17 protein-coding genes are annotated in these 24,735 nt (G+C 31.9%); 12 read left to right on the top strand and 5 right to left on the bottom strand.

Annotated elements, in window-relative coordinates; genetic code table 11:
• The first annotated feature begins 10 nt into the window (after positions 1-10).
• From JJD95_RS11710 to JJD95_RS11700, 3 genes are all read left to right on the top strand, one after another.
• Positions 11-3,031, top strand: coding sequence for a type I restriction endonuclease subunit R (locus tag JJD95_RS11710; RefSeq protein ID WP_291643207.1), 3,021 nt, complete (start codon positions 11-13; stop codon positions 3,029-3,031).
• Positions 3,032-3,186: 155 nt separating this feature from the next.
• Entirely contained in the window at positions 3,187-4,050 is an 864-nt protein-coding gene (dinD, locus tag JJD95_RS11705) for a DNA damage-inducible protein D (protein WP_291643206.1), read from the top strand.
• Positions 4,051-4,211: 161 nt separating this feature from the next.
• Positions 4,212-5,243 (top strand): PIN domain-containing protein, encoded by a 1,032-nt coding sequence (locus JJD95_RS11700; protein WP_291643205.1) that lies wholly within the window; start codon positions 4,212-4,214, stop codon positions 5,241-5,243.
• A 334-nt stretch (positions 5,244-5,577) separates the two neighbouring features.
• Here the strand turns inward: JJD95_RS11700 and JJD95_RS11695 are convergent, their stop codons facing one another.
• Together JJD95_RS11695 and JJD95_RS11690 are read right to left on the bottom strand one after the other, a co-directional pair.
• Positions 5,578-6,591: a MerR family transcriptional regulator gene (locus JJD95_RS11695; RefSeq protein WP_291643204.1), complete on the bottom strand. Its 1,014-nt coding sequence runs from the start codon at positions 6,589-6,591 to the stop codon at positions 5,578-5,580.
• A 414-nt stretch (positions 6,592-7,005) separates the two neighbouring features.
• Positions 7,006-7,443: a tyrosine-type recombinase/integrase gene (locus JJD95_RS11690; RefSeq protein ID WP_291643203.1), complete on the bottom strand. Its 438-nt coding sequence runs from the start codon at positions 7,441-7,443 to the stop codon at positions 7,006-7,008.
• A gap of 1,528 nt (positions 7,444-8,971) precedes the next feature.
• Here JJD95_RS11690 and JJD95_RS11685 point away from each other — a divergent pair.
• On the top strand, positions 8,972-11,305 hold the full coding sequence (locus tag JJD95_RS11685) for an HIRAN domain-containing protein (protein WP_291643202.1): 2,334 nt from the start codon (positions 8,972-8,974) through the stop codon (positions 11,303-11,305).
• A gap of 348 nt (positions 11,306-11,653) precedes the next feature.
• On the opposite strand, the gene JJD95_RS11680 is transcribed toward JJD95_RS11685, so the two are convergent.
• On the bottom strand, positions 11,654-11,848 hold the full coding sequence (locus tag JJD95_RS11680) for a hypothetical protein (RefSeq protein ID WP_367114810.1): 195 nt from the start codon (positions 11,846-11,848) through the stop codon (positions 11,654-11,656).
• An 830-nt stretch (positions 11,849-12,678) separates the two neighbouring features.
• Here JJD95_RS11680 and JJD95_RS11675 point away from each other — a divergent pair.
• From JJD95_RS11675 to JJD95_RS11640, 8 genes are all read left to right on the top strand, one after another.
• Positions 12,679-12,921: a hypothetical protein gene (locus tag JJD95_RS11675; protein WP_291643200.1), complete on the top strand. Its 243-nt coding sequence runs from the start codon at positions 12,679-12,681 to the stop codon at positions 12,919-12,921.
• 788 nt (positions 12,922-13,709) lie between these two features.
• A complete protein-coding gene (locus JJD95_RS11670) occupies positions 13,710-16,196 on the top strand; it encodes an EAL domain-containing protein (protein ID WP_291643199.1) in 2,487 nt (828 codons plus the stop codon).
• Positions 16,197-16,552: 356 nt separating this feature from the next.
• Positions 16,553-16,708, top strand: a complete 156-nt coding sequence (locus JJD95_RS11665) for a hypothetical protein (RefSeq protein ID WP_291643198.1) — start codon at positions 16,553-16,555, stop codon at positions 16,706-16,708.
• 41 nt (positions 16,709-16,749) lie between these two features.
• A complete protein-coding gene (locus tag JJD95_RS11660; RefSeq protein WP_291643197.1) occupies positions 16,750-16,908 on the top strand; it encodes a hypothetical protein in 159 nt (52 codons plus the stop codon).
• Between the two features lie 635 nt (positions 16,909-17,543).
• Positions 17,544-17,819 carry a hypothetical protein gene (locus JJD95_RS11655; protein ID WP_291643196.1) on the top strand — a complete coding sequence of 92 codons (276 nt, stop codon included), beginning with the start codon at positions 17,544-17,546 and terminating at the stop codon, positions 17,817-17,819.
• Positions 17,801-20,047 (top strand): diguanylate cyclase, encoded by a 2,247-nt coding sequence (locus JJD95_RS11650; RefSeq protein ID WP_291643195.1) that lies wholly within the window; start codon positions 17,801-17,803, stop codon positions 20,045-20,047. The genes JJD95_RS11655 and JJD95_RS11650 overlap by 19 nt, the downstream gene beginning before the upstream one ends.
• A 16-nt stretch (positions 20,048-20,063) precedes the next feature.
• Positions 20,064-20,789: a methyl-accepting chemotaxis protein gene (locus JJD95_RS11645; protein ID WP_291643194.1), complete on the top strand. Its 726-nt coding sequence runs from the start codon at positions 20,064-20,066 to the stop codon at positions 20,787-20,789.
• 8 nt (positions 20,790-20,797) lie between these two features.
• Positions 20,798-21,031: a hypothetical protein gene (locus JJD95_RS11640; protein WP_291643193.1), complete on the top strand. Its 234-nt coding sequence runs from the start codon at positions 20,798-20,800 to the stop codon at positions 21,029-21,031.
• Positions 21,032-21,444: 413 nt separating this feature from the next.
• Here the strand turns inward: JJD95_RS11640 and JJD95_RS11635 are convergent, their stop codons facing one another.
• Positions 21,445-23,238 (bottom strand): methyl-accepting chemotaxis protein, encoded by a 1,794-nt coding sequence (locus JJD95_RS11635; RefSeq protein ID WP_291643192.1) that lies wholly within the window; start codon positions 23,236-23,238, stop codon positions 21,445-21,447.
• Positions 23,239-24,101: 863 nt separating this feature from the next.
• A partial coding sequence (locus JJD95_RS11630; RefSeq protein ID WP_291643191.1) for an EAL domain-containing protein occupies positions 24,102-24,735 on the bottom strand: 634 nt, incomplete at its 5' end.

Below are 24,735 nucleotides of genomic sequence, written 5' to 3'. Positions count from 1 at the left end.
GGTGATAACCATGGCATTTTCAGAAGACACCTTGGAGAAAGCAATAATAGAGCAGTTTCAAATCTTAGGCTATGAACATGTATATGGGCCTGATATTCAGCGTGAGTATAGTGAAGTTATAATTAAAGATGAATTCTTTGAATACATTGCTAGTATAAATAAAGGAATAACTTTGGACATATTAGAGGAATCCTATAAGCAGGTAAAGAACTTAGGACTTATTAAGCTAGCAGAAATTAATGAGGCCTTTCACAAGCTTCTAGTTGAAGGCGTTTTGATACCTTATAAAAAAGGTGATGAGAGTAGGACCTTTCAAGTTAAGCTTATAGACTTTGTAAATATTGATGCTAACGACTTTAAGGTAGTAAATCAATATACCATCAAAGAATTTAAGATGAAGAGGCCAGACATAATTATATATGTTAATGGCATCCCTTTAGTTGTATTTGAACTTAAGAATGCTATGAAAGATGACACTACTATAGAGAATGCATATAACCAGATAAAAAATTATCAATTAGATATACCTTCATTGTTCTATTATAATGCCTTTAATGTAATATCAGATGGAGTGACTGCAAGTATGGGGACTATATCAGCTGATTTTTCTAGATATATGGTGTGGAAGTCTAGAGATGGAGAAGCTCCTGTCGGTGCTTTTAATCCTATTGATGTGCTACTTGATGGTGTGTTTAGAAAAGACAGGCTACTGGATATCATTAGGAACTACATTTTATATCAAGACGTAAAAGGTAATACCGCAAAGATTGTGGCAGGGTATCATCAATATTTTGCTGTGACTAAGGCAATTAGCAGAACCAAGGAAGCCTTAGCTAATCATGATAAAAAAGTAGGCGTTGTCTGGCATACCCAGGGCAGTGGTAAAAGCTTCTCTATGGTGTTTTATACAGGATTACTTGTGACAGATCCAAAACTAAATAATCCTACAATAGTTGTAGTAACAGATAGAAATGATTTGGATAATCAATTATATAATACGTTTGCAGCTTCTTCAAAGCTATTACTTAGGCAGGAACCTAAGCAAGCTAAAGATAGAGAAGATCTTAAGGATCTACTGAGAGTAAATGCTGGAGGAATTATATTTACAACCATTCAAAAGTTTGAAGAGAATCCTAATGAGCTATCTCTGAGAAGTAATATAATTTTTATAGCTGATGAAGCTCATCGTTCACAATACGGGCTAGAGGCTAAATTTAATAGAACTACAGGTGAATGGAAATATGGTTATGCTAAAAATATGCGTGATGCACTTCCGAATGCTACGTTTATAGGGTTTACGGGCACACCAATAGACTTCAATGATAAGTCTACAAAAGAAATATTTGGAGATTATATCGATGTGTATGATATGACACAAGCTGTTGAAGATGGAGCAACTGTACCTATATACTATGAAAATAGAACCGCTAAATTAAAGTTAGATGAAAAACTTTTAACTCAGATAGATGCTGAGTACGCTAAGATAGCTGAGGAAACCACAGAGTATATTATAGATAAGTCGAAACAAGATTTATCAAGAATTGAAACTATAATAGGGTCGAAACAAAGACTAGAAATGCTTGCTAAGGATATAGTAAGGCACTATGAGGATCGTCAATATGTATTAACAGGTAAAGCTATGATTGTATGTATGACTAGAAAGATAGCTATAAATCTCTATAAGGAGATATTAGATTTAAGGCCAAGCTGGATTAATAAGATAAATGTAGTTATTACAGAAAGCAATCAAGACCATGAGGATTGGCATGATATCATAGGCAACAAGGAATATAGAAAAAATCTAGCTATTGAATTCAAGGATGAAAAAAGCGAAATGAAAATAGCTATAGTAGTTGATATGTGGCTAACGGGTTTTGATGTTCCATCTATGGCTACTATGTATATAGACAAGCCTATGAAGGGGCATAACTTAATGCAAGCAATTGCAAGGGTTAATAGAGTATATAAGGATAAAGAAGCAGGGCTTGTGGTCGACTATATAGGCATGGCAGCGGAACTTAAGAATGCATTAAACCAATACACCAACAGAGATAAAGACAAGGTACCTGATGTAAGTATGGCGTTAAACGTAGCACTAGAGAAACTAGAGATAATGAAAGACTTCTTTTATGGTTTTGATTATAATGCATTCTTTGGAGAATCAGTTAAAGCAAGACTAGATATTTTGTTAAAGGGTATTAACTATGCCCTAGGATTTGGTGAAGAAGATTCTAAGCTATTCATTAGAGAGGCAACAGCCTTAAGTCAAGCTGAAACATTATGTAAGGCATTACTTGATGAGAATCAAAAGAAGGAGATAGAATATTTCAAGGGAGTGAAAGCTGGTGTATGTAAGGTAGCCAATAGAGGCAAACTTACTGCTAATGAAGTGAATGCAAGAATAGAGGTAATAATAGAGCAAGCTATACAACAAGAGGGAGTATTCAACATTTTTGAAGCTACTAATCAAGCTAACCCTGAAATATCTATATTATCAGAGGAGTATATGAATAGTATAAAGCATATGAAGCATAAGAACATAGCTGCTGAGCTACTTAGAAAGTTACTTGATGATAATATAAAAGTATTCCAAAGAAGTAATGTTGTTAAATCAGAGTTATTCTCTAAGAAACTAAAAGATTTGATGAAGAAATACAATAATAGAATGATTACGAGTACGGAAGTAATACAAGAATTACTTAATCTATCTAAAGACATAGTAACTGCTGTAAAAGAAGGAGAAGAAAAGGGTCTATCAACAGAAGAATATGCCTTTTATGAAGCATTAGTTGCTGATCCTAAAGTGCTAGAGGAGATGCAAGATGTCACCTTGGTAGCAATGGCTCATGAGTTAACTGAAATGGTAAGAAAAAATAAGACCATAGATTGGGATAAGAAGGAATCAGCAAGGGCTGCGATGAGAAGGATGGTCAAGAGACTATTAAGAAAATACAAATATCCTCCAGAAAGAGCAGACGGAGCTGTAAGCATAGTTATTAAGCAAGCAGAGCTTATGAGTGCAGGAATATAAATATTACGACAGGATATTATTCTGAATTAAAAGGGGGTGAGACTTAGAAATAAGAAGAGGTAAGATGAGCTTTAATATCCTTTGAATGAAAAGATTTTTGGTAATCAGCGGATGTAAGGTTTAGAGTTAATTTGATAAAATGGAGGTACTATAATATGGATAAACAAAACTTATCATTGATTAAAAATAGATTTGATTCAATAGTTCATAATTTAGATGAGAACACTGAATTTTGGTATGCCCGAGAATTGCAAAGATTACTTGGATATAAGCGTTGGGAAAATTTTGAAACTACAATTAAAAGAGCGTTGACTTCCTGTGAAATAAGTGGAATTGAGGCTAAAGACCATTTTCGTGACGTCACGAAAATGGTTGAACTGGGAAGTGGAACAAAAAGAAATATAGCTGATTACATGCTAACAAGATATGCTTGTTATTTAATAGCTCAAAATGGTGATACAAAAAAGGAAGAAATCGCATTTGCTCAAAGTTATTTTGCAGTGCAAACAAGAAAGCAAGAACTTATTGAAGATAGAATGAACTTTCTTGTAAGGATGGAGGCTCGTGATAGGCTAAAGGAGTCTGAAAAGCAGTTGTCTCAAAATATTTATGAGCGTGGAGTGGACGACGCAGGTTTCGGACGGATTCGTTCAAAGGGTGATAATGCTTTGTTTGGGGGATATTCTACACGAGAAATGAAACAAAAACTTTCAGTTAAGGATAATAGGCCATTGGCAGACTTTTTACCAACGCTAACAATTGCAGCAAAAAATCTTGCAAATGAAATGTCAAACTACAATGTTAAAGAAAGTGATTTGCAAGGTGAATATAAGATTACTGTTGAACATATTCAAAACAATAAGAGTGTTAGGGATATGCTTGGTAAGAGGGGAATACAGCCAGAAAAGCTACCACCATCTGAAGATATTAAAAAATTGGAACGTAGGGTGAAGTCAGAACAAAAGAAAATAGCAAAGCAAGCGGGTAAATTACCTGAAGATAGTGAGGTAAATGAATAAGTGTAGGGTGGTCATATTGTCTGATGCTATCAAAACTTTAGGTAATATAGTATTCCTTTACTCCTAACGTTTAGGAGTAAAGGAATACTATATTATCTTTAACTATAGGGCAAATGCCTCATAAACCCAACCTAGCTATCTAAAAGAAGGGGGAGTAATATATGTTCAAAATACTTATTGATACGTGCGTATGGCTTGATCTCGCTAAGGATTATCAGCAACAACCAATATTAACAGCGCTCGAGGAACTTATCCAACAGGGAGATATCGAGCTTATCCTCCCTCGTATAATAATTGATGAATTTGAACGAAATAAAGTGAGAATTATAGATGAGAGTAGCCGTAGCTTATCAGGGACATTGAAACGGGTTAAAGAAGTTGTGGAAAGGTTTGGTGACCAAAATCAAAAACAAACCGTGTTAGCTCAGCTTAAGGATGTTGATCAGCGTCTTCCAACTTTGGGTGAAATAGCAGTGGGAACTGTAAGCCGAATTGAGAAATTATTCTCTAATACTCCTATAATTGAGATCTCTGATTCTGTGAAAATCCGTTCAGCTCAGCGTGCAATTGACAAACGAGCACCGTTTCACAGACAACGGAATTCAATAGATGATGCGATTCTAATTGAGGTCTACTGGGATGTGGTAAAAGCAAAGACAACATCAGGATGTAGAGTTGCTTTTATATCTCATAACACTAAGGATTTCAGTAATCCAAACGATAGCAATAAGCTACCACACCCTGACATAGCAGATTGTTTTTCACAAATTAAGTCGCTTTATTTTATAACCTTAAGCGATGCACTTAACCGTATTAACCCTGACTATTTAAAAGAGTGTATGGATGAATTGGAATGGGTTGAAGAACCGAGACGACAAAGTGAAATTCTAGAGGCTATAGATGAGTTTACAACTAAAGTTTGGTACAACCGTCATCAAGTTACTAGGGAAAAGATAGACGAGGTAATTACTAAAATCGTTGAGAAAGAGATTTTTCCAATTAAGGACAACTATACTCGTCCAATTCAACAAAATATTTGGGAAAGGGCTCTGAAAGCGGCAAAAGAGGTAGAAGCAAGACTTGGGCTAGACGACTTAGGTCCTTGGGATGATTTCGAATGGGGCATGATTAACGGTAAGTTGTCAGCATTACGCTGGGTATTAGGTGATGAATGGGATATGCTTGATACTTAACGAGCTTAAATAGGGACATATCAAATTATTAATATGTGTCTATCACATTATGGTTAGGGAGAGAGTTAATTTTTGGATCTGTTTAAGAATAATGTTGAAATTGAAAGGCAACCTCTCAAGGCTGCCTTTATTGCGTCATATAAGAAAAATGTGAAATAACTCAACTACAAATTGGAATTTGTCCTTTGATCCAACCATGCTTTTATTCCATTCAATCATCCCAATATATGGAGATGTTTTCGTAAAACAGGCTCATCACAACAGGATTGTTTTCTGGTGATAGAAATTCTCCCTCTGATGAATTGGATTATAGCACAATCAATCCACCTTGCTATTACTTCGGCTTGAATTTTGCGCTATAAATCTTAGCATCTTCGTCATCCGTCAACCATCCGTATCTTTGAAGAAATTCCAGCTTACGCTCATCGGTATCGTAGTGCTCTTCTGTTCTTTTTCCCGGTACTCTTTCATTTTCTTTCCCGTTAAAAAAACGACTTGATTCACCCTCCCTATAAGAGACCGGCTCTCCGTCTTTTATATACTTACCGCAGTATACGTCTTTATATCCACTGTAGGTTTTATCATTACCTACCATACCGTCTAATATGCCACTTGCCAATTTTGCAAGCAGACCTTTTTCTTCATTTATTTTCCCCATTACATCCTCCATAATATGAACTTCAATATGCTCCGAATCGTAAGCGTCTATTGGATATTCTCGAATCCAACCCTCAACTTGAAATACTTTACCGCATTTTTCACATTCACAGTTGCCTTCAGTATCAAAACTGTACACAATATCCGTCCCCATATCATCATCAAAACTGCTTTCATTTGATGTTTCATCCCACAGATAGTCCTCCAAATCGACTTTTTGCTCTCCACTACAATAAGGGCACTTAATAGTACGCATAAGTGGGACAGGACGATAATCATACATGTCATTAAGATCCATGAACGCTTCGCCTTCCTGCTCTCTTTGCATTATCTCGTTCCAGAAATAGTCTGTCGACATAGAGTCATACTGTACATCATTTTCTAACAGCTCTTCCGAAAGAAGCAGCGAACCACGCATTCTTTTCATTTCTTCCTCTACTATACGCATGCGTTCGATGATTGCCTCTTGGAGCGTCAATTCACCATCCTGTACTTTCTTGATATATCCACAGGTCAACCCGGACTTTGTGAGTATAATCAGCTTTGTAAGTGTTGCAACATCCCTCTTCGTATATTCGGTCTTCTTGCTATCTATGATAGCTTTTTCATGGACAAATACACCCTGTTTCTTGAAGTATTTAATTCGATCCCTGTTAATGCCGAGACTCTTTGTAACATCTTTGGTCTGCATTATTAGCATCACCACCTTTCAATAAGTATCATACATCATGGGGACAATGTCCCCGTCAAGTTTATTTTGCAAATTAATAATAAATTATTTCCTTAAGACCCTTTATCTCATAAAATTCTTATTTGTACATTTCATTCTTTACAAATTTTCCACATAATTTAATACTAATTAACTCGATAAATTACTATCTATATGAATGTTATACAAATAATTCTTACTATACTTTATATTATGATATCATGTTAATTAATAGTAATTGTAGCATATTTTTACTTGCAAAAGATACTAAATTATTTTAGTTTTTATTTATATTATTAACCAAATGCATTATCATTGATATAAGAGCATTATGCTAATAGATATAGTAGATAGCCTTTATCTAAGTTGGACCGCTTGATGAGGCTTATTAAAGGTTTATACTATTGTATACATCAGTTGATAAGCGCATGTCTTCCTAAGGCTATGAGTACCATAGTTACCTTTAACATTCAGATCCCTAAGCGTACCCTTAATTATTTTATGGGTTGCCCCTACAGTTAAGCGTCCTCCACCCTTATGACTTCCAAACAAGTAGTCGTCTGAAGTATATTCTTTAATACTAGAAAGATAATACTTGATTGCTCCCTTTGCAGCTATATTAAGTGTAAGGTCTCTACTCTTACCCGTCTTCTGCTCTTTGATAAGAATTGAATCAACCACTGCTCCATTCTCAAGAACATCCCTCACCTTAAGTTCTAATAGATCTCCAGCTCTAAGACCAACATTAATCCCCACAACGAATATCATATAGTCCCTCTTGTTGTCATTTCCCTTTAGATAGGAATAACTTGTTATACTTAGCCTTGTAGTCATGGTCAGTGTCTATCTTTACAAGCTTATACCTCCATTTTAAACTTAACCGTTTACTTGTTCTTTTTTTATTGTTCATAATATAATGACATCATTCTATAATCAAGCAGTTTAAGGTCCTACTTAGGACCACTAGAAATAGACTATCCAATTAAGGAACAGCCTACAGTTATAACAGTATTTGATACTAACGACGTATGCTTCGAAAAAAGATATCACCCTTGCCCTGCTAAGGGCTCTTTCACTAATAAGTCTAGGGTTAATACTATTAGTTATTGATATATGTCTTATGTGTTGTAGCAACTCAGCGAATGCCGAATTCTTAAATCTCTCTGCTGAAGGCAATTTACTTTCAACTATTAGCCTATAAATATTGCTTTGTGGAATTATTTTGATAGCCTGGATATCTTGACTTAAAGGTAGCACCGTTTCAGTGCTACCTTTAAGTGCATTAGAATAGGATCCCTTTACCTCGATTATATCTAAGGGGCGGGGTATTTCACCACCACCTTACAATGCGTTGAAACCGTATCGTTTGGGTATTGTATGCCATGTGTCTATTACATAATCTTTTTAGTCTAACTTAAGCAATCCCATATTGCCAGGCTCGTGGTTATCTTAAAAACCTAGAGGATATTAGCTATAGACACATTCTTTATTTAGTCCTAGTTGGCTAGGGAGGAAAAGAAAAATCCTCTTTGCCATATTAAGGGCTCGTCCCCTAGCAAGACGACAATAACGCAGGCATACAGCTAGTACTATTGTTCCACTAATCACAATCTATACACTTTTAGTTGAATATTATTGGTGTAAGAAGTAAAAGAAAGAGTGCCATAGCGTAAGGGTTAACAAGGTATTCATAGTAGTAGTAGTAGTAGTAGTAGTAGTAGTAGTAGTAGACATACCGAAGGAATATTGATGATATTGGGTACAGAGTCCAATGGATATATCATTATAAAACAGTGGTCTCAGTTTGCCATGAGAGGCACCAAAACATCTATCATTAAGGATTTAGTCCTAGATAAACAACAAAGGCATTAGGGAGGCTAAGAGAAGATAATGTCTCCGTGGGACCTGATTTTTCCCTTAGGAGGGGTGGGGCATGAAACTAAAGAATTTACTTCAACATGTATAGCCTAGTGCCGAGAGAATTTAAATGTTATTTTTATGGGTATGTAGATTTTGTTTAGATTAGCAAGTACTATGTAGGTTGTGCTGTGGCACTCTCTCTTTATTACTTTCTAAGCCAACTACACATGAATAAGGAATGCATCTATAACTAATAACATGTGAACACTTTAAAGCATGATGTAGAAGATATAAGAGTACAGCTAATGTAGTTAATTTTAAGTCTATTGGTTACATAGCATTTATATAGACTGTATTTATCATAAATGCTATAATATGAGAACAATCGACATTGTTATGCTTCAAAAGAATTGCGAAAGAAGAATTTTTTGGAGTAATGAGGTTGTTGTAGTTACACAAGTAGTAATCATAGAATGCATAATTTAAACTATGGAGGAACATTATGAGGTTAGGAAAAATGTTTGAAAAAACTATAAAACTAGTAGGAACAGTGTCTAAGGTTGGTGTTCAATTAGGAGCGGACATAGTAGGAACGGTAGCAGAAAAAATTAATGATGACCCTGAGGTAAAAAGAAGAATTTCGGAGTATGGGGCAAAAAAAGGACAATCTATAAAAGCTAAGACTTCGGAGGTAGCAAGTAAATCATCAGATATAGTCGATAGAGCTGTTGAAACTAGTATGAATCTACTAAAGGATGGAAGTGTAAGGATAAAAGATAGCGTCAGTCAAGTTGCGGAAGGTGTAGATTCAAGTATCAAAGGGATGAAGAATTATAATAGCCAAACTATGCAAAATCATAGTAATACATTACCACTTGAAACCTATAGTATAAGTGAAATTGAAGGATTTAGTAATTACGATTTTCTTATAGTAAGCAAATTTATTAGCGTTAATAATAATATAGTATTTGATATTGTTGTTAAGAACGAGGGTATAAATGTTGGAAGCTATATTTTAGTAAATAATACTAGTGGTACTTTTGCAACAAAGATAATTAGTATTGATTCAGCTGTTAATGAATATGATATTTTAAAAGATGGAACGATTAATATCATAAAAAAGGGCGTGCCACGTTGTAGAGAGCTATATAATACAGTCAAGAGAAACGAAATACTCAGTATAATTGTACAAGGTATACCTGCTAATTATAGATTTATAGGACGAAATGAACTAGCTAAAGGAACTATATCAACGGAAGAAAAATATAATGAATGTAGCAATATAAAATCAGAGTATACCAGGTATCAGAAATGTGAAAATAAAGTATCAGCAGAGACTATTTCAGAAAAAGTAGATACAACAATTATTGGATTGAAATCCAAGCATGCACAAGCATCTATTGAAAAATTAAAAGTAGGCGATATAGTTAAACTTTTAAGAGAGCCAAGTAATATATATGATAAGCATGCCATTGCAATTTATAATGTAAACTCTGAGATGTTAGGCTATATTACTAAAGACCATGAAAAGGGCTTAGCTAAAGCTATGGATGAAGGAATTGAGTATGAAGCTATTGTTACAAGTAAGAATGGTGAAAATACATTAAGCTATAGGACTAATATTCAAGTAACAAAAGTTAATATCGATAAATATACAAATAACTCAAGTAGTGGTTATCAACTCCAAGACTCAGAATACAGTAGTTTACCGGTTAAGCAAGAAGTAGAGGCAATGGATGCCTTTAAAGCAATGTTTAATGAAGCTTCTGAGTTCTATTGTAACGTTGCTGATAAGTCAGGAATCAAGGCTATACTCAATGCACCTAGTAATGAGGCTTATGGTATGTTGCTTAAATCACTTACTACTATGAAAGGCGGTCTTAATTCATTCATAGCTAAAGGTATTGCTAATAAGATTAAAGCTAAGGCTACTGAGATGGGTGCTGATACTGACATTACTAAGATGGATAAAATTAAGGCTATGGCTGCTATAGTATTCAAGAAGGTAGTTGCTTTAGGTAAAGGTAGCACATCGTTTGTATTTGATGCCACGACTATAGTGGGCTCAGCTGTAGGGCGCGTAAAGACTGCTAGAGAAGTAATCTTTGATGGGAAGGCTAAAGGCAATGATATATCAAGTGATAATATTTCCAATTTAACTAATCATAAAATTAAACTAGATGATAGTCCAAATGACGGATCGCAATTGAATAGAGGTGATAAAGTTGAAAAGTCATGCAAAATGGATAATGAAGCCAGTATTTTAATTTCTCAATTGACTGAGAATGCAGCTAACACAATAAATAACTCAATGATATGGAAGAAACAATTAATTAATTTATTAGATACTAAAAGAGAGAGAGCTGTATATGAAGAGGACTATATTTTAGCATTGGAAGCAAACATAATCTTTTATCTTAATACATGGAAGCAGATTAAGAATATAGTTGAAAGATGGTTAAGAGAAGAAAGTATACCTAATGAAGTCGAAGTCCATACAGAAATTCGTGCAATACAAGAAAAATTTAAAGTAGAGCATAATGGAATAATAAGATATAAGAATGGACAGCCATTAGGTATTGAAGATATAAAGCTACTAAGAAAGTGTGAAGCGTTTAATTCTAGATCAGAATTAATAGAACAACTAGAATTTGATTATATGTACTCTTATACTCGTGGTGAATTGATGTATAATCTATTGGGAGGGTTGATGGGTAATAGGGAAGATTTCACTCAACTCTCCTTATATGATTCAGTAGAGATAACAGAAAGATTATTTGATATGTTGGAGTTTAATGTGAATTTGTGCTTAGGTAACATAAAGTGGAAAGTATAATGGAGATGCTAACATTTTGCTAACATGATCATCGGAAACTCATGTTATGAGTTGTTAACAAAGATTAGAGTGGAACTCTAAAGACGTTGGAAACACTTAATTTGTAGTTAATATAGGTTAACACTTGTTAAAGGAAATTAGGTGGTGAAACTAACTACGAACCAGTTGGCCGGGGGTTCGAATCCCTTCCTACGCACCATCAAAAACCCAGTAACTGTAGTAGTTACTGGGTTTTGTCGTTTTTAAAAATAGATACAAAAAACAAATGTACAGCAACCATATAGCAACATGAGTGAAATTGAGTAAAATAGAATCGCTAGGAGTAGTAATCCTAGCGATTTTTATGTTTTAAACAGCATAAGAAGAAGGCTCTTCTTTAACGAAATTATTTTGAATTTTGAATAGATCATTTATCTTATCAGCAGCAGCCTTTTTAATTTCTTGGAATACATGAGAACAAATGTCCAAAGTGACAGCTATTGTACTATGACCTAAAAGTTCTTGTACAACTTTTGGGTGTTCATTTAACTCAAGTAGTCTCATAGCATAAGTATGGCGCTTATGGTGAGTATAACTCCACAACACCAGTTATAAGCTAGTTATCCGAAAAACACTCACCATAATATATCTCATTTTTAGTCACATAAACAATTAAGCCATTTCATTAAACTTCCATCATTCTCCCATTTCGGCAATAGTGAAATGAAACGAAAGGCATTAGAAAATTCATATATTGATTTAGTAACTGATGATCTGACCTTGTGTATATCTCAGTTATAGACACATCAACATGGCCCAAGAAATTACGAATATATATTAGATTTACATTCGATTGTAGCAAAAACATAGCTTTACTATATTGAAGATACATTAAGGATATTATTAAATGACTTACTAATTATGATGAAAAAAATATTTTGACAAGTTTAATAACACACTAGTAGAAGTATCAAATCGAGTTTTACTGCTCGAGAACTTAATTAGAGACATAAATAGAAAAGATATATTTGAAGATAATTCCATACAGATGAAATCTAAAACTATGATCGTGTCTAATAATAGTTATTTTAAGAATATTCTTATATCAGATAATGAACTTAAAAATTAAGAACTAGATTAATAACGGAATACAAAAATAATAGCCCAATTTCTATAAGAAATTTTATTCATATAATTACAGCTGACGAGTTGTTCCCTAGTTGGCACAAAATATATCGATACTTTAATACTAAGTCTGTAATGAAAATTTTTAGAGATGGAAATTTTGATATTGATTCAAAAACATTGAACGGAAAATATAGTGAAGAAGTTAGGGAAAATAAAAAATCAAAGAAGTTAAAAAAATACAAAAAATATACAACGAAAACGATAATATGATTACAGAAAAAATACTTTTGGAAAACAACCTATACCCTAATAGTGTTAAATATTATTTTGGTAACATCAACAAAGCTTACGAACTTGCTAATGTTAAACCTAATCATAAGCAGCAAGAGCGTTTAAGTAGTAGCGACATAATTACACGTATGAATAATATTATACCTATGTTTAAAAAAAATAATATTCCCTTTACCGTTAAAGAGTTAAAAAAACATGAATTTCTTTTTATTTTCTAAGACGTTATTTTGAATTATAACCATTTGAAGTGTTATCGTAGTTTTATTCCGATCCAACGTTTAAATTCTGATTTTCCAAACTCTTAAACATAAAGATATTCTAGGTACATTCATTAGTGATTTAGTATTACAGGTATTATCATTTGTAGCTCATCAAGAGAGAGGATATTAAACAACGTCGAAAGGAAGGCATTGCAAGTGCTAAAAATAAAGGTATAAAGTTTGGTAGGCCTAAATTAGAAGTTAATAGTGAAGATTTTGAAAGCATATACATACAATGGAAAGATCTAGGAATTAAGGGTGTTGAAGCTATGAAGATGACCAAAGCTACATTTTACCGTAGAGTAAAAGAGTATGAAGATAGGTAGATCGTGTTATAAAGAGGAAGGACGAGTAAATAATAGCTTACAGTAAATAATTTAGGCATGAGGTTAGAGAAATTTAGCTTTAGGCTTTATTTTTTTACCTAAATTTACATATATTGAAGGAAAAAGGTGGTTTGTGTTGAAATGAGTATTAAGATATTATCTTAACTTGATGGCTATGGCCTCGGGGGAGCTTACATAAGTTAGGAATGCAATGAGCAACTTATGTTTGATAATAGTATATTAGAGAGAATCCGGACGCTTTCATTTATACAAAAAGAAATATATGTAGTATTTAACAAAATGTAAATTATGGTATAATTTAATTAAATATTATAAGAATAAATAGAAAAGTATCTAAGAAATCAAATTGATTAAAGTATAAACTCACATTCATAAGTGAATTATACGAGGAGGATAAGAATGAGTAAGGCAATACTATTTTTTGTTGTAGCTATGATTTATATTTTAATGGCCGTACATACACTATCTAAAGATACGAAGGATATTAAAAATAGATTATATTTCGGCATTACCATTTTATTCGCTATATGGGGATTGATTTATGGAATGCTTTATATGGTTACTGACCCTATCAACGCAGCGATGATCAGAAAATTAGGTGCTCTGTCATGGGGGGTCCTATACAGTTTAATTTTGCATATGATTATGTTATTGGCAAGCGAAGAAAAATATTTTAAAACAAAAACAATATATTTTCTATTGTATTTACCAGCACTCATGAATATTATTTTATATATTGGAAATCCAATTACAGCAGGGGAGTTATCATATACATCGAATGGGTGGGTGATCGCTAACCCTGTAGCAAGAGGATTTATGTGGGATAATTATTTCTACTTTTACTATTCAATATTTGTAGTTTTAAGTATAACTACAGCAATTTTATGGTGGAAGGATACAGATAAGTTAAGAGAGAAGAAACAATCGGGCATTATTGTAGTTACGCTTATACTATCATTTATATTAGGTAGTATTTTTGAAATAATATTACCACTAAATGGAATGACGATTGTTAGTGGAATAACGATTATTATTGCGTTTATTCCAGTTGGAGGAATTTGGTACGCCATTGAAAAATTGGGTCTTATGAGTTTTAAACCAGAAGAATTAGCTGTTGATGTGCTCCATATTATGAATGAAGGACTCTTTATTGAAAACGACAAGAGTGAAATTATTATGATTAATGCAGGTGCCTTAGAAATACTGGGATATGATGAGAATGATAAGGTGAAATATGTAAATGATATTGTGGATAATAAGTATCAGACGTCAGTTTTTTTAAAAGCTGTTGAAATTGAGTTGATAAAAAAGAACGGTAGCATTATTAGTGCACTGTTATCCTCTACTCCTTTGTATGACAAGGTAGGAGAAAAATATGGTGCATTATCAGTGTTTCAAGATATATCAAGACTGAAAAAAGCTCAGGATGATCTTGAAAAATTTAATGAATTATTAGAGGAAAAGGTTAAAAAGAGGACTCAAGATTTATATGTTTCCAATGAACAATTGAAGGATGAGATTAAAGAGAGACGATTAGCGGAACAGGAAATTAAAAAATTAGCTTATTATGATCCATTGACAGAACTTCCAAATCATCGATTATTCAATGAGAGGATAAATAAGGAAATAGCGATTGCAGAAAGTAACGGGCTTAAATTTGCGTTATTATTTATTGATTTGGACCAATTCAAAAGAATTAATGATACAATGGGTCATTCAAAAGGTAATGAGTTATTAGTCATGGTTGCACAACGGTTAAAAAACGTGATGACTGATAAAGACTTTGTTTCTCGAAATGGTGGGGATGAATTTTTATTTATTATTAGTGATTTAGAAGATAGGGGGGTGCTTGAAGAATTACTAAATAACATATTACAACTATTTAGAAATCCTTTTATACTAGACAACCACGAATTTATTATTACTTGTAGTATTGGTGTTTCTATCTATTCAGAACATGGGAAAAGTGCAGATGAATTGATGAAACATTCAGATATAGCCATGTATCAGGCCAAAAACAAAGGGCGCAATGTAGCATTTATTTTTGATGAAGAAATGAAAGAGGGTCTCCTTAAAGAATTAAATTTGACAGAGGATTTATATAAAGCACTAAAGAATAACCAATTTGAGCTTCATTATCAACCGCAAGTGGACTCAAGGGTGGATATGATAATGGGTGTTGAAGCTTTAATTCGATGGAAACACCCAACACTTGGATTTATATCCCCTGCTGTACTTATACCTCTTGCTGAAAAAACGGGGTTAATATTAGAAATTGGCGAATGGGTTATAAAAACTGCAATTAGGCAAAAAAAAGCATGGAAAGAAAAAAATATTCTTGATATTCCAATCGCCATTAATCTATCAGTCAATCAATTTGTAAACAATGATATTGTATCCGTTGTAAAAAACACATTGAGCGATTATGGATTACTACCTCATGATATTGAGCTAGAAGTGACAGAGAATATTGTCATGGACAAATATAAAAATTCAATAGAGATATTAGATGATCTATCAAAATCTGGAATGAAAATAACCATTGATGATTTTGGAATGGAATACTCTTCACTCAAATATATTAAACTTCTCCCCTTGAATAAGATAAAAATAGATAAAACATTTATTGATGGGATAGGACAAAATGACAGTGACGAGGCAATTATTAAAACAATTATCGCATTGGCCCACAATCTTGGACTCGAGGTCATTGCAGAGGGTGTTGAATACGATTATCAACTGGAATTTTTAAAAAATAACTCGTGTTATCTTATACAGGGATATTATTTTTTTAGACCAGAAACTGCAAAGAGGTTAGAAGAATTGTTTTCACGAAAAAGTGAGTTAGTTGGTTCTTCAAATATTGTCTTAACTTCAGTCAAATAAAATGATGCATGAAAGCCAAATAGATTGGAATCCTAAGTATGAAGAAGCCTTTGCTAAAGCAAAACAAATAAAACTGTTGGTCTAAAATTAGTGCAATTTAGAATTATTATAAAAGAATTATAGATATCTAAATGAGGATACCCCATACTATTATTGTATGGGGTATCCTCAGCAATACTACAAGTCTTAAATCTTAATGAAATGAATAAAGTGTTCGTTTGGAGTATACCGCAGACGAACGAGAACTAATAGCTTTCAAAGTGGCATTATATGGTGCTAAAAAAACTTAAAACAGTTCGTTAAATATGTTGATTTTAACCGAACTATTATTTAAAATAATCTAATGAGGTGTGTATATGCAAACATACTTTTATATCAGAGTTAGTTCAAAGGAACAAAATACTATTAGACACGAGGTAAAGGCTAAAGAATATACCATACCAATGGAATGTGTTTATATAGAGAAGGTTAGTGGTAAGATCGTAACAGATATACTTGTGATAGGCTCATAGTAGATGGTATAAGTAGATTTGCTCGTAACACTGAAGATTTGTTGGAGCTCGTAGAACAATTAAATAATAAGGAAATTATATTTATAGCATTAAAGGAATCCATAGACACTACTACTACACCTACAGGAGTATTCATGCTCACAGTATTTGGAGCAGTAAAGGACAGACAGATGGAAGGAATAGCTGTTGCAGTAGCATAGCGTAAGTATAAAGGGCGTAAGTCTATTGAAGTACCGAAGTTATGGGATAAGTATTACAAGATCTATAATGAAAATACTATAAAAGCAATAGATGTTATTATAATATTGGAACTAAAGAAAGCTACATTCTATAAATTAATTAATCAGTATGAGGGTAAATAAAATACCTTCTTATTTTAGACTAAGGGTAGCACCAAATAATATTTATAAAAGGTGCAGAGCATGAAATAGAATAGTATAGAAATTTGCCGGTTAAGGTGGTAGCAATCACATTGACCGGTTTTTCTTATTTTCTGTAAAGAATAGATGTGGTATTTAGTCGTATTTAAATTCGCATGTTTGTACGTCTTACCAAGAAACAACAGATAAACTATTTAATGTAATTCAATCGACTAATATTTCTTTTGAAAAATACAAATTTTAAAGGAATTGTATAACTATTGTAGAATAGTAAGAAGAGTATTTTTTCTTATCAAATACAACAAAGGGATAAATGGTTTTATACATATGTAACATATGCAAAGCAATAGAGCGAACCTATTTACTCAAAAAAGGTTAATTTTAATATTTTAAATGTACAAGATTACATAGACTTCTGTGTGGCCATGGGTACAGTGAAAGGAAATATGGTAAAAATGAACGTTGGTAAAATAAAGAAATCCGTGAATAACTTAGGAGCAATAATTACAATTTTACTGTTTTTAATAGTAATTACCACTCTTCTTTTAAATTCAGTATTAAATAACTTTATTATTTCTAAGTATTTTTCTAAAGTAGAAAATGAAAATGTTATTTCAAGTACGAATCAGTCTAAAAAACTATTTCAATTAAAAATCAACGAACTTGAAAGAATAGTACAAGACTATGCTTTTGGGATGAAAATTATGAAAAAGTGCAGGAGGACAATGTAGATGAAACATGGTATAAGGAAAATTTCACACAGTGGCTTCCTCAAAAATATGGTATAGATTTAATAGTTATATTTAATAAGAATAAAAAAATTATTGCAGAGTATGGATTGAAGAATAGTAATGGCATTTTAAATGAAAATAATCTTTTGCAGTCATTAAATGAAAATAATAATAAAAAAACAGGAGTCAGTGGTTTTATAAAGTATAACGGGTATATATATATGATAAGCGAAAGCCCTATTCTTAAAAATACATCTGAGGGAAGTAGTCAGGGAGTTGTTATACTTGGTAAGAAGGTTTCATCCTTATTTATTGAAGAATTAAAGGAGGAGTTTGATAGTGATATCTTTATTACTTATGCTAATAAATTTGTTTCAAATGAGAAAATAAGTAATGATGTTAATAAGAATATTGCAATTATTAATAAAAATAAAAATAACCCTGTATATAAACTTGATAATTCAAAAATTATAGGGAGTTCTCCTATAACAGATATTTCAGACAATAACATAGGAGCTATAAATGTAGTAGAATCTAGAGATTCATTTTTATTAATTCAAAAATTAGTGCAAAAAAATGGATTTGCAGTGATGATTTTGTCCGCTATGATAATTTTGATTTTAGGATTTAAGGTTAAAGGCATTATTGTTAATCCAATTAAAAGCCTTGAAAGTCAAATTAAAAGTATGGAAAATAACAATTTGTTAATGCATGCTAATGTAAATGGTCCAAATGAGATAATAAATTTAGCTGAAAGTTTTAATCATATGGTAGATCGCATTTATGAACATAAAAAAGAAAATCAAGAACTAAAATTATTCGCAAATACGGATTATTTAACTTCAATGTATAATCATAAATATTATTTTGAAAGCATTAAGAATAAAATAGCACAAGGTCATAAACAAATAGCTGTTATGTTCTGCGATATAGATAAATTTAAATTAGTAAATGACACATATGGACATGATATTGGCGATTATCTTTTAAAAGAAACTGCAAAAATAATAAAAAATGAAGTAAAGGGCATGGGTATGGTTTTTAGATATGGGGGAGAAGAATTTGTGGTTATGATGTGTGATTATACTTCTGAAGAGGCATTTATTGAAGCAGAGAAAATTAGAGAAAGTATTTCTAAAAGCCAGAAACTACAAAAATATGCTGACTATTTTCCAATTACTATAAGCATAGGCATAGCTTCTTTTCCCAATCATGCATTAGATGCAGAGGGCTTGATAAATAAGTCTGACACTGCAATGTATTATTCAAAACAAAGTGGTAGAAATCAGTGTAATATTTATAGTAAAAATATGAATGTTTTTTTGAAAGATGGTAATGAGAATGCAAATAAAGAACTGCTAATGGATTCTGTTCTTGCTATAGCTGAAGCTGTAGATGCTAAGGACCGATATACAGGTGAACATTCTAAAATGGTTTCAAAGTATTCAATGTTACTTGCTGAAAAATTAGGGCTTACAGAAAGTGAAAAAAGAAAATTAAGGATAGGGGCATTATTGCATGATTGCGGTAAAATTGGCGTGCCTGATAATATAATTAATAAGCCTGAAAAGTTGTCAGATGAGGAGTTCACAATAATTAAAGGTCACGCCCTACTCGGATATAATATAATAAAACATATGACAAATGATGAAGAAATTATTAATTGTGTTAGAAGTCATCATGAGAGATGGGATGGCAAAGGATATCCAGATGGGTTAAGTGGAAAATCTACAAATTTATTTGCTAGAATTGTAGGGATTGCAGATGTATATCATGCAATGACATCAGATAGACCATATAGAAAGGCATTAACTAAAGAAAGAGCAAGTGATGAATTTATAAAAGGAAAGGGTACTCAATTCGATCCAAAGTTAGTGGAGATTTGTGTTGAAATAATTAAGCTGGCAAAAGATACTCCTGAGTATAATGGAATGTTAAATTCAATGTTATTATTTAAAGCCAGAAATGATATTAAGAATTTCTATATATTTAAAAAGGAAGAGGATAAAACAGCATTATTTATTTTAGATGCATCACCAGAAGCAGCAGATTTTCTTGAAAAATATGATATGGATGGTGATATACTTGAGACTTTTAATGGAAAGGTTTCAGTGACTAATAAAGCTTACTCAGATAAGTGGGGTACATATTTATCTGCTTATGCTCCAATAAAAACTTCTTCTGGCGAAATTATAGCAATAGTTGCTAATAGTTTTTCTGTTTTCTAAGAGACTGAAAAGAAACATGAGTTTAATTAAAAATAGTTTAAATAAAATGAGTAATGGTGATTTGACAGAGAATATTAAATTAAATACAAAGGATGAAATAGGATATTTATTAAATGATTTTAGAGAAAAAATTAGCATTACTTTGAATAATATCACGAGTAGTGTATGCGATGTTAATTTAGAGTCAAAGGGGTTGTCACAAATATCTAATGAAATGTCTTCATCAGCCCTAAATATTTCGGTAGTTATTCAGGAGATGGCAGAAGGATCTGGTAATCAGGCTTCAGAAATTATAAACATTAATGAAGTATTTGATGATTTTGGGCATAGAATAGAACATGTTGTTAAACTAATGGAAAATTTATATAAGAAATCAAACAATATTAAAATGAATTCTACAAAAAGCAGCAGTTCGATAGACACACTGCTAAATACTATTGTTGGTATAAATGCTCATTTTAAAGATGTTACATCAAAAATTCAAGGATTGAGTTCTAGTATTACTAAAATCAACGATATTACAAATCTTATAAATAGTATTGCAGAACAAACTAACCTTCTTGCCTTAAATGCAGCTATTGAGGCTGCTAGAGCAGGAGATGCAGGAAGGGGGTTTAGTATTGTAGCAGATGAAATAAGGAAGCTTGCGGAACAGTCAAAAGAATCGGCTAAAAACATTAATGATCTCCTAAAAAGTCTTTCCTCAGAAGTAATTCAGTTGCTGTTGATACGAAAAATGTAGACTCCCAGATGTCAAATCAGACTAAAATTATAAATGATGTTGCAGTTTCACTTAAAGAAATAATGATGGATATTGGGGAATTGTTACCTGAGATACAAACAGTTAATGGTTCCATAGTTGATGCTAACAATAGAAAGAGTACTATAATTAGTAGTTTAGAAACCCCCATCTGGAGCTCGGATTGGGGTTTCTTTTGGTTCAATATAACCTTTTTTATGTTGAATGACTTTTACTGTTTCTAATATACTTTATATTATGCTATAAAATATTTAGAAAATGTAAAATTACAAAGATGATTTGGTTCATAATGTTTTAGCTTAGCGTAATTGCTAGGCTTTTTTAGAATCGTGAAAGTAACACAATACCAATTGAGTTACTTTCACTTTGAGCCTATAGGCTAGATGTGTATAAAAAACAAATACAGTGAAATTTTATTTTCACTGTATTGAACTTTTGAAATATATTTTTAAAGAATTGTAAATCTATAATATAGAATAGGATACTTAAGTAATATATGGAAACTTTAATGTGAGTTTATGTTTCGTTCGGATTTTTCTGATTTTATATATTAAAATGGCAAATTTACCTACACAATTATAAGTTTATAATTTTAGATTCAATAAATGTATTTTATTAAATCATGGTTTTATCTACCCTAGATTTTAAATACTACCACTTCTTGATTTAATAAGTAAGCCACCTGACGAAGTTCTTCAGTCATTTTTGAAACATCTTTAGTAGCCTCCGCTTGCTCCTCCATTGATGCTGCAATTTCTTGGGTTCCACTAGCTGTCTGATCTGATACTGCAGAAATCTCACTCACAGCTTTCAGAATTTTATCATTATAATTATTAACTTCTGTTATTTCAACTTCCAGATTTTTTAAGGCATCCAAAGATATTTTAACACTGCTTATATTTATTTCGTTAGATTTCCTTGTTTTTTGTAGGGATTCTTTTGTAATATCGATAACATCTTTAGATTTTTCGACTTTCTCATTGGTACTAATAATCCGCTCTTGGATGTCCGTAATTACAGTTTCTATCTTATCTGTTGATTCTGATGTTCTATGAGCCAATTTTCGAATTTCATCTGCTACAACACTAAATCCTTTCCCCGCTTCCCCAGCACGAGCTGCTTCGATGGCTGAATTAAGCGCCAGTAAATTAGTTTGGTTCGCAATTTCCTTAATTGTGGAAACAACATCCCCGATTAATTTTGAGTGATTTTTTAGTTTCTCAAATTCACCCTTAATCTCGTCATTAATTACTACAGTTGTATCAAAATTCTCTTGAAGATTTTTAACTGCGTCTATACCTTCTTCTCCAAGATCTTTAGTTTTTTCATTATTACTCTTTACTAATATTATATTTTTTTGAACATTCTCAATCTTAAGCCCTAATTGATTTAATCTGTTTAAGATACTTTCAGTGTTTCCTGCCTGATGAATTACTCCATTCGCTAATTGGTCGATTGTTTTAGTCACTTCTTCAATAGACACGGATGATTCTTGTGAGGATAACGCCAACTGATCAGCTTGTTTAGAAACGTTGGTAGATGTTTTATGAATATTCTCAACCAAACCTTTTAGATTATCAGCCATAATTTCGATATTCTTATTGATTCTACCTATTTCATCAGAAGTAATTCGAACACTATTGACCGTAAGATTATTATTGGAAATATTTTCAATTACACTTTCCACTTCTTTAAGACTTTTTTTGACACTAGATATAAAAATTTTGCTAATACAAATGAAAGTATATGATAAAAATACAGAGACGATAATGTAATATATAATATAATTAGCAGAACTCAAGTAATCAATTTCTATAATATAGGCTAAATAAGTAAATGCGAATGAAGCACAAATGAGAAACCCAATTACAATTCCTAATAATTTTGACATTAGTCCGTAGCTAAGGTAGTTCTTTTCATCAATTTGGATTTCATTTAGTTTTGTTTCCTTAAAAATAGTAGTCAAAAAATTCTCTGAATTAAAATAATTACTTAAAAATCCAAGAAATGAAAAAATCCCACCCATGGCTAAAACCCAAAGGGTTTGTTCTCTTGTAATAGTCATAAATAAATTAGCAAAAATCATAGTACTAGGAAATCCTAATACCCATCTTGGTATCATGACAATAGCCTCTTTTAAAGGGTATTTTAAAAGAGTGATTTTTATCTGCTGTTTACGCTCATACGTAAGATCTTTATTATATAAATCTTCTAAATCCTTATAAATAAATATATTTCTAAACACTAAACCAACTAATGTATTTAGCATAATAGCCAGAATTAGAGATATTGCTCCAAAGATAAATCTATGCTGATCTGCCAAAAAATCTCCTGCGATGAATATACCAAGAAACCCCAACGGTGCTAAAACTAAATAGGTTATTCCATCTAAAAAAATAGTTAATCTCCAAAATGGTATTAAATTCTTCATTTTAATCTCTCCTTTTAATATCTAGTGTACTTTATTTTATACTATATAGTTACCGGTAGTTAAAAAGTCCTCTCAACATATAACGAACTACAATTCACTTGAATCCTCAGAAAATATAGTGTAATTGTAGTCTTCTCTTGTGGTAACTTGGACAAAACATTGTAAATAATTCATTTAATTATATTTTTTACTTTTATTGTGAGCATACCCTTTTGTAGGGGTATGAAGAACATAGCTATAACCAGAAGCAATAGGATTTCTAATTTTCTTATATTTAAAAGTTCCGAATCTTATTTTGGACTTGAACTTAGATGTATTTATAGTTAAATGAATCTTTAAATTAAAAGTAATGTAATGTCCAACAAAATTTATTAGAAATAAAACCTCCTCTAGTTAACCCCATATAGGTCTTATTACTTTATCGTATACTTCATTAAGTTCCTTAAAACACATTCAAAACAAATGTAAATCTCTGTTCTCAGCTTTTTTATATTAAAGTGATTTTAATTTAATATAAAATTAAGGTTTATAATTTATTTTAAAATAATCTTTAATTGCCATATAAATTAAACTATATTTATATAAAAAACACATTTTTCGTTAATTTTACAATTAACAAAAGTCACTTTTTTATCGTAAATTGTAAAACGAAATATTTATCTCTTATAAATATTCGGTAGAAATTGTGGCGATTTTTCCATAAATACAGTTGTATATTTTATTTAACTTATTTCTGAAAGTAACATAAGTATAATTGAGTTACTTTCAGATTGAGTCTATTACTCATTTAAAAAGAATTTCAAATATATTTAATTTATGAAAATTATGGTATAATCCTATGTAACATTACGGCTGTTTTTTCCCTATAATGGGTTACTTAAATCATGTATAAGTGGTTTTCTCAATAATGCTTCCACCTCATGGACTGGCATAGGCTTAAAATAATAGAATCCTTGTATCTCGTCACACATCCCTTGATTTAAAAAATCAAGTTGATTTTTTCTTTCAACGCCTTCTGCAATAACACTAAGTCCCATGTTTTTAGCTAATATAATAATGGCTTTCGTAATTGCTTCATCTTTAGTGTTCACGCCAATACCCTGAATAAACGTCAGTGGAATTTTAATTCTGTCAGCAGGCAATTGTTTTAGATAATTTAGAGAAGAATACTCTGTTCCAAAATCATCAATTGCAATGTGAATACCCATATTTTTAAAGATAGTCAAGGTTTCAATAATATTGACTTTTCCCTTCATGACAGCACTTTCAGTAATCTCCAGTTCTAAGTACTGACAATCTAGGCCGGTTTCGCTTAGAATTTCTTCCACATCGCGGACAAGATTGCCATTCTGAAAATGCTTAGCAGAAAGATTAACTCCCATACGGATTCGTGGTAAACCTGCATTTTGCCACATCTTATTTTGCATGCAGGCAGTTCGTAATACCCACTCTCCTATTGAAATAATCAAATTTGTTTGTTCAGCAATTGGAATAAAT

Origin of the sequence: Clostridium sp. (assembly GCF_016650035.1) — a bacterium.
Taxonomy (GTDB): Bacteria; Bacillota; Clostridia; order Clostridiales; family Clostridiaceae; genus Clostridium_AD.
Note: the sequence above shows the minus strand (reverse complement) of the source record. Positions and strands in the feature narration are given on the sequence as shown.

What these genes read in the sequence shown, in the direction of transcription:
- JJD95_RS11685 (WP_291643202.1), top strand. Translation starts at nt 8,972, where the DNA reads ATGAGGTTAGGAAAAATGTTTGAAAAAACTATAAAACTAGTAGGAACA.
- JJD95_RS11655 (WP_291643196.1), top strand. Translation starts at nt 17,544, where the DNA reads ATGAACGTTGGTAAAATAAAGAAATCCGTGAATAACTTAGGAGCAATA.
- JJD95_RS11690 (WP_291643203.1), bottom strand. Translation starts at nt 7,443, where the DNA reads ATGACTACAAGGCTAAGTATAACAAGTTATTCCTATCTAAAGGGAAAT.
- dinD (WP_291643206.1), top strand. Translation starts at nt 3,187, where the DNA reads ATGGATAAACAAAACTTATCATTGATTAAAAATAGATTTGATTCAATA.
- JJD95_RS11710 (WP_291643207.1), top strand. Translation starts at nt 11, where the DNA reads ATGGCATTTTCAGAAGACACCTTGGAGAAAGCAATAATAGAGCAGTTT.
- JJD95_RS11675 (WP_291643200.1), top strand. Translation starts at nt 12,679, where the DNA reads ATGATTACAGAAAAAATACTTTTGGAAAACAACCTATACCCTAATAGT.
- JJD95_RS11640 (WP_291643193.1), top strand. Translation starts at nt 20,798, where the DNA reads ATGTCAAATCAGACTAAAATTATAAATGATGTTGCAGTTTCACTTAAA.
- JJD95_RS11665 (WP_291643198.1), top strand. Translation starts at nt 16,553, where the DNA reads ATGCAAACATACTTTTATATCAGAGTTAGTTCAAAGGAACAAAATACT.
- JJD95_RS11695 (WP_291643204.1), bottom strand. Translation starts at nt 6,591, where the DNA reads ATGCAGACCAAAGATGTTACAAAGAGTCTCGGCATTAACAGGGATCGA.
- JJD95_RS11680 (WP_367114810.1), bottom strand. Translation starts at nt 11,848, where the DNA reads ATGAGACTACTTGAGTTAAATGAACACCCAAAAGTTGTACAAGAACTT.
- JJD95_RS11645 (WP_291643194.1), top strand. Translation starts at nt 20,064, where the DNA reads ATGAGTTTAATTAAAAATAGTTTAAATAAAATGAGTAATGGTGATTTG.
- JJD95_RS11670 (WP_291643199.1), top strand. Translation starts at nt 13,710, where the DNA reads ATGAGTAAGGCAATACTATTTTTTGTTGTAGCTATGATTTATATTTTA.
- JJD95_RS11700 (WP_291643205.1), top strand. Translation starts at nt 4,212, where the DNA reads ATGTTCAAAATACTTATTGATACGTGCGTATGGCTTGATCTCGCTAAG.
- JJD95_RS11635 (WP_291643192.1), bottom strand. Translation starts at nt 23,238, where the DNA reads ATGAAGAATTTAATACCATTTTGGAGATTAACTATTTTTTTAGATGGA.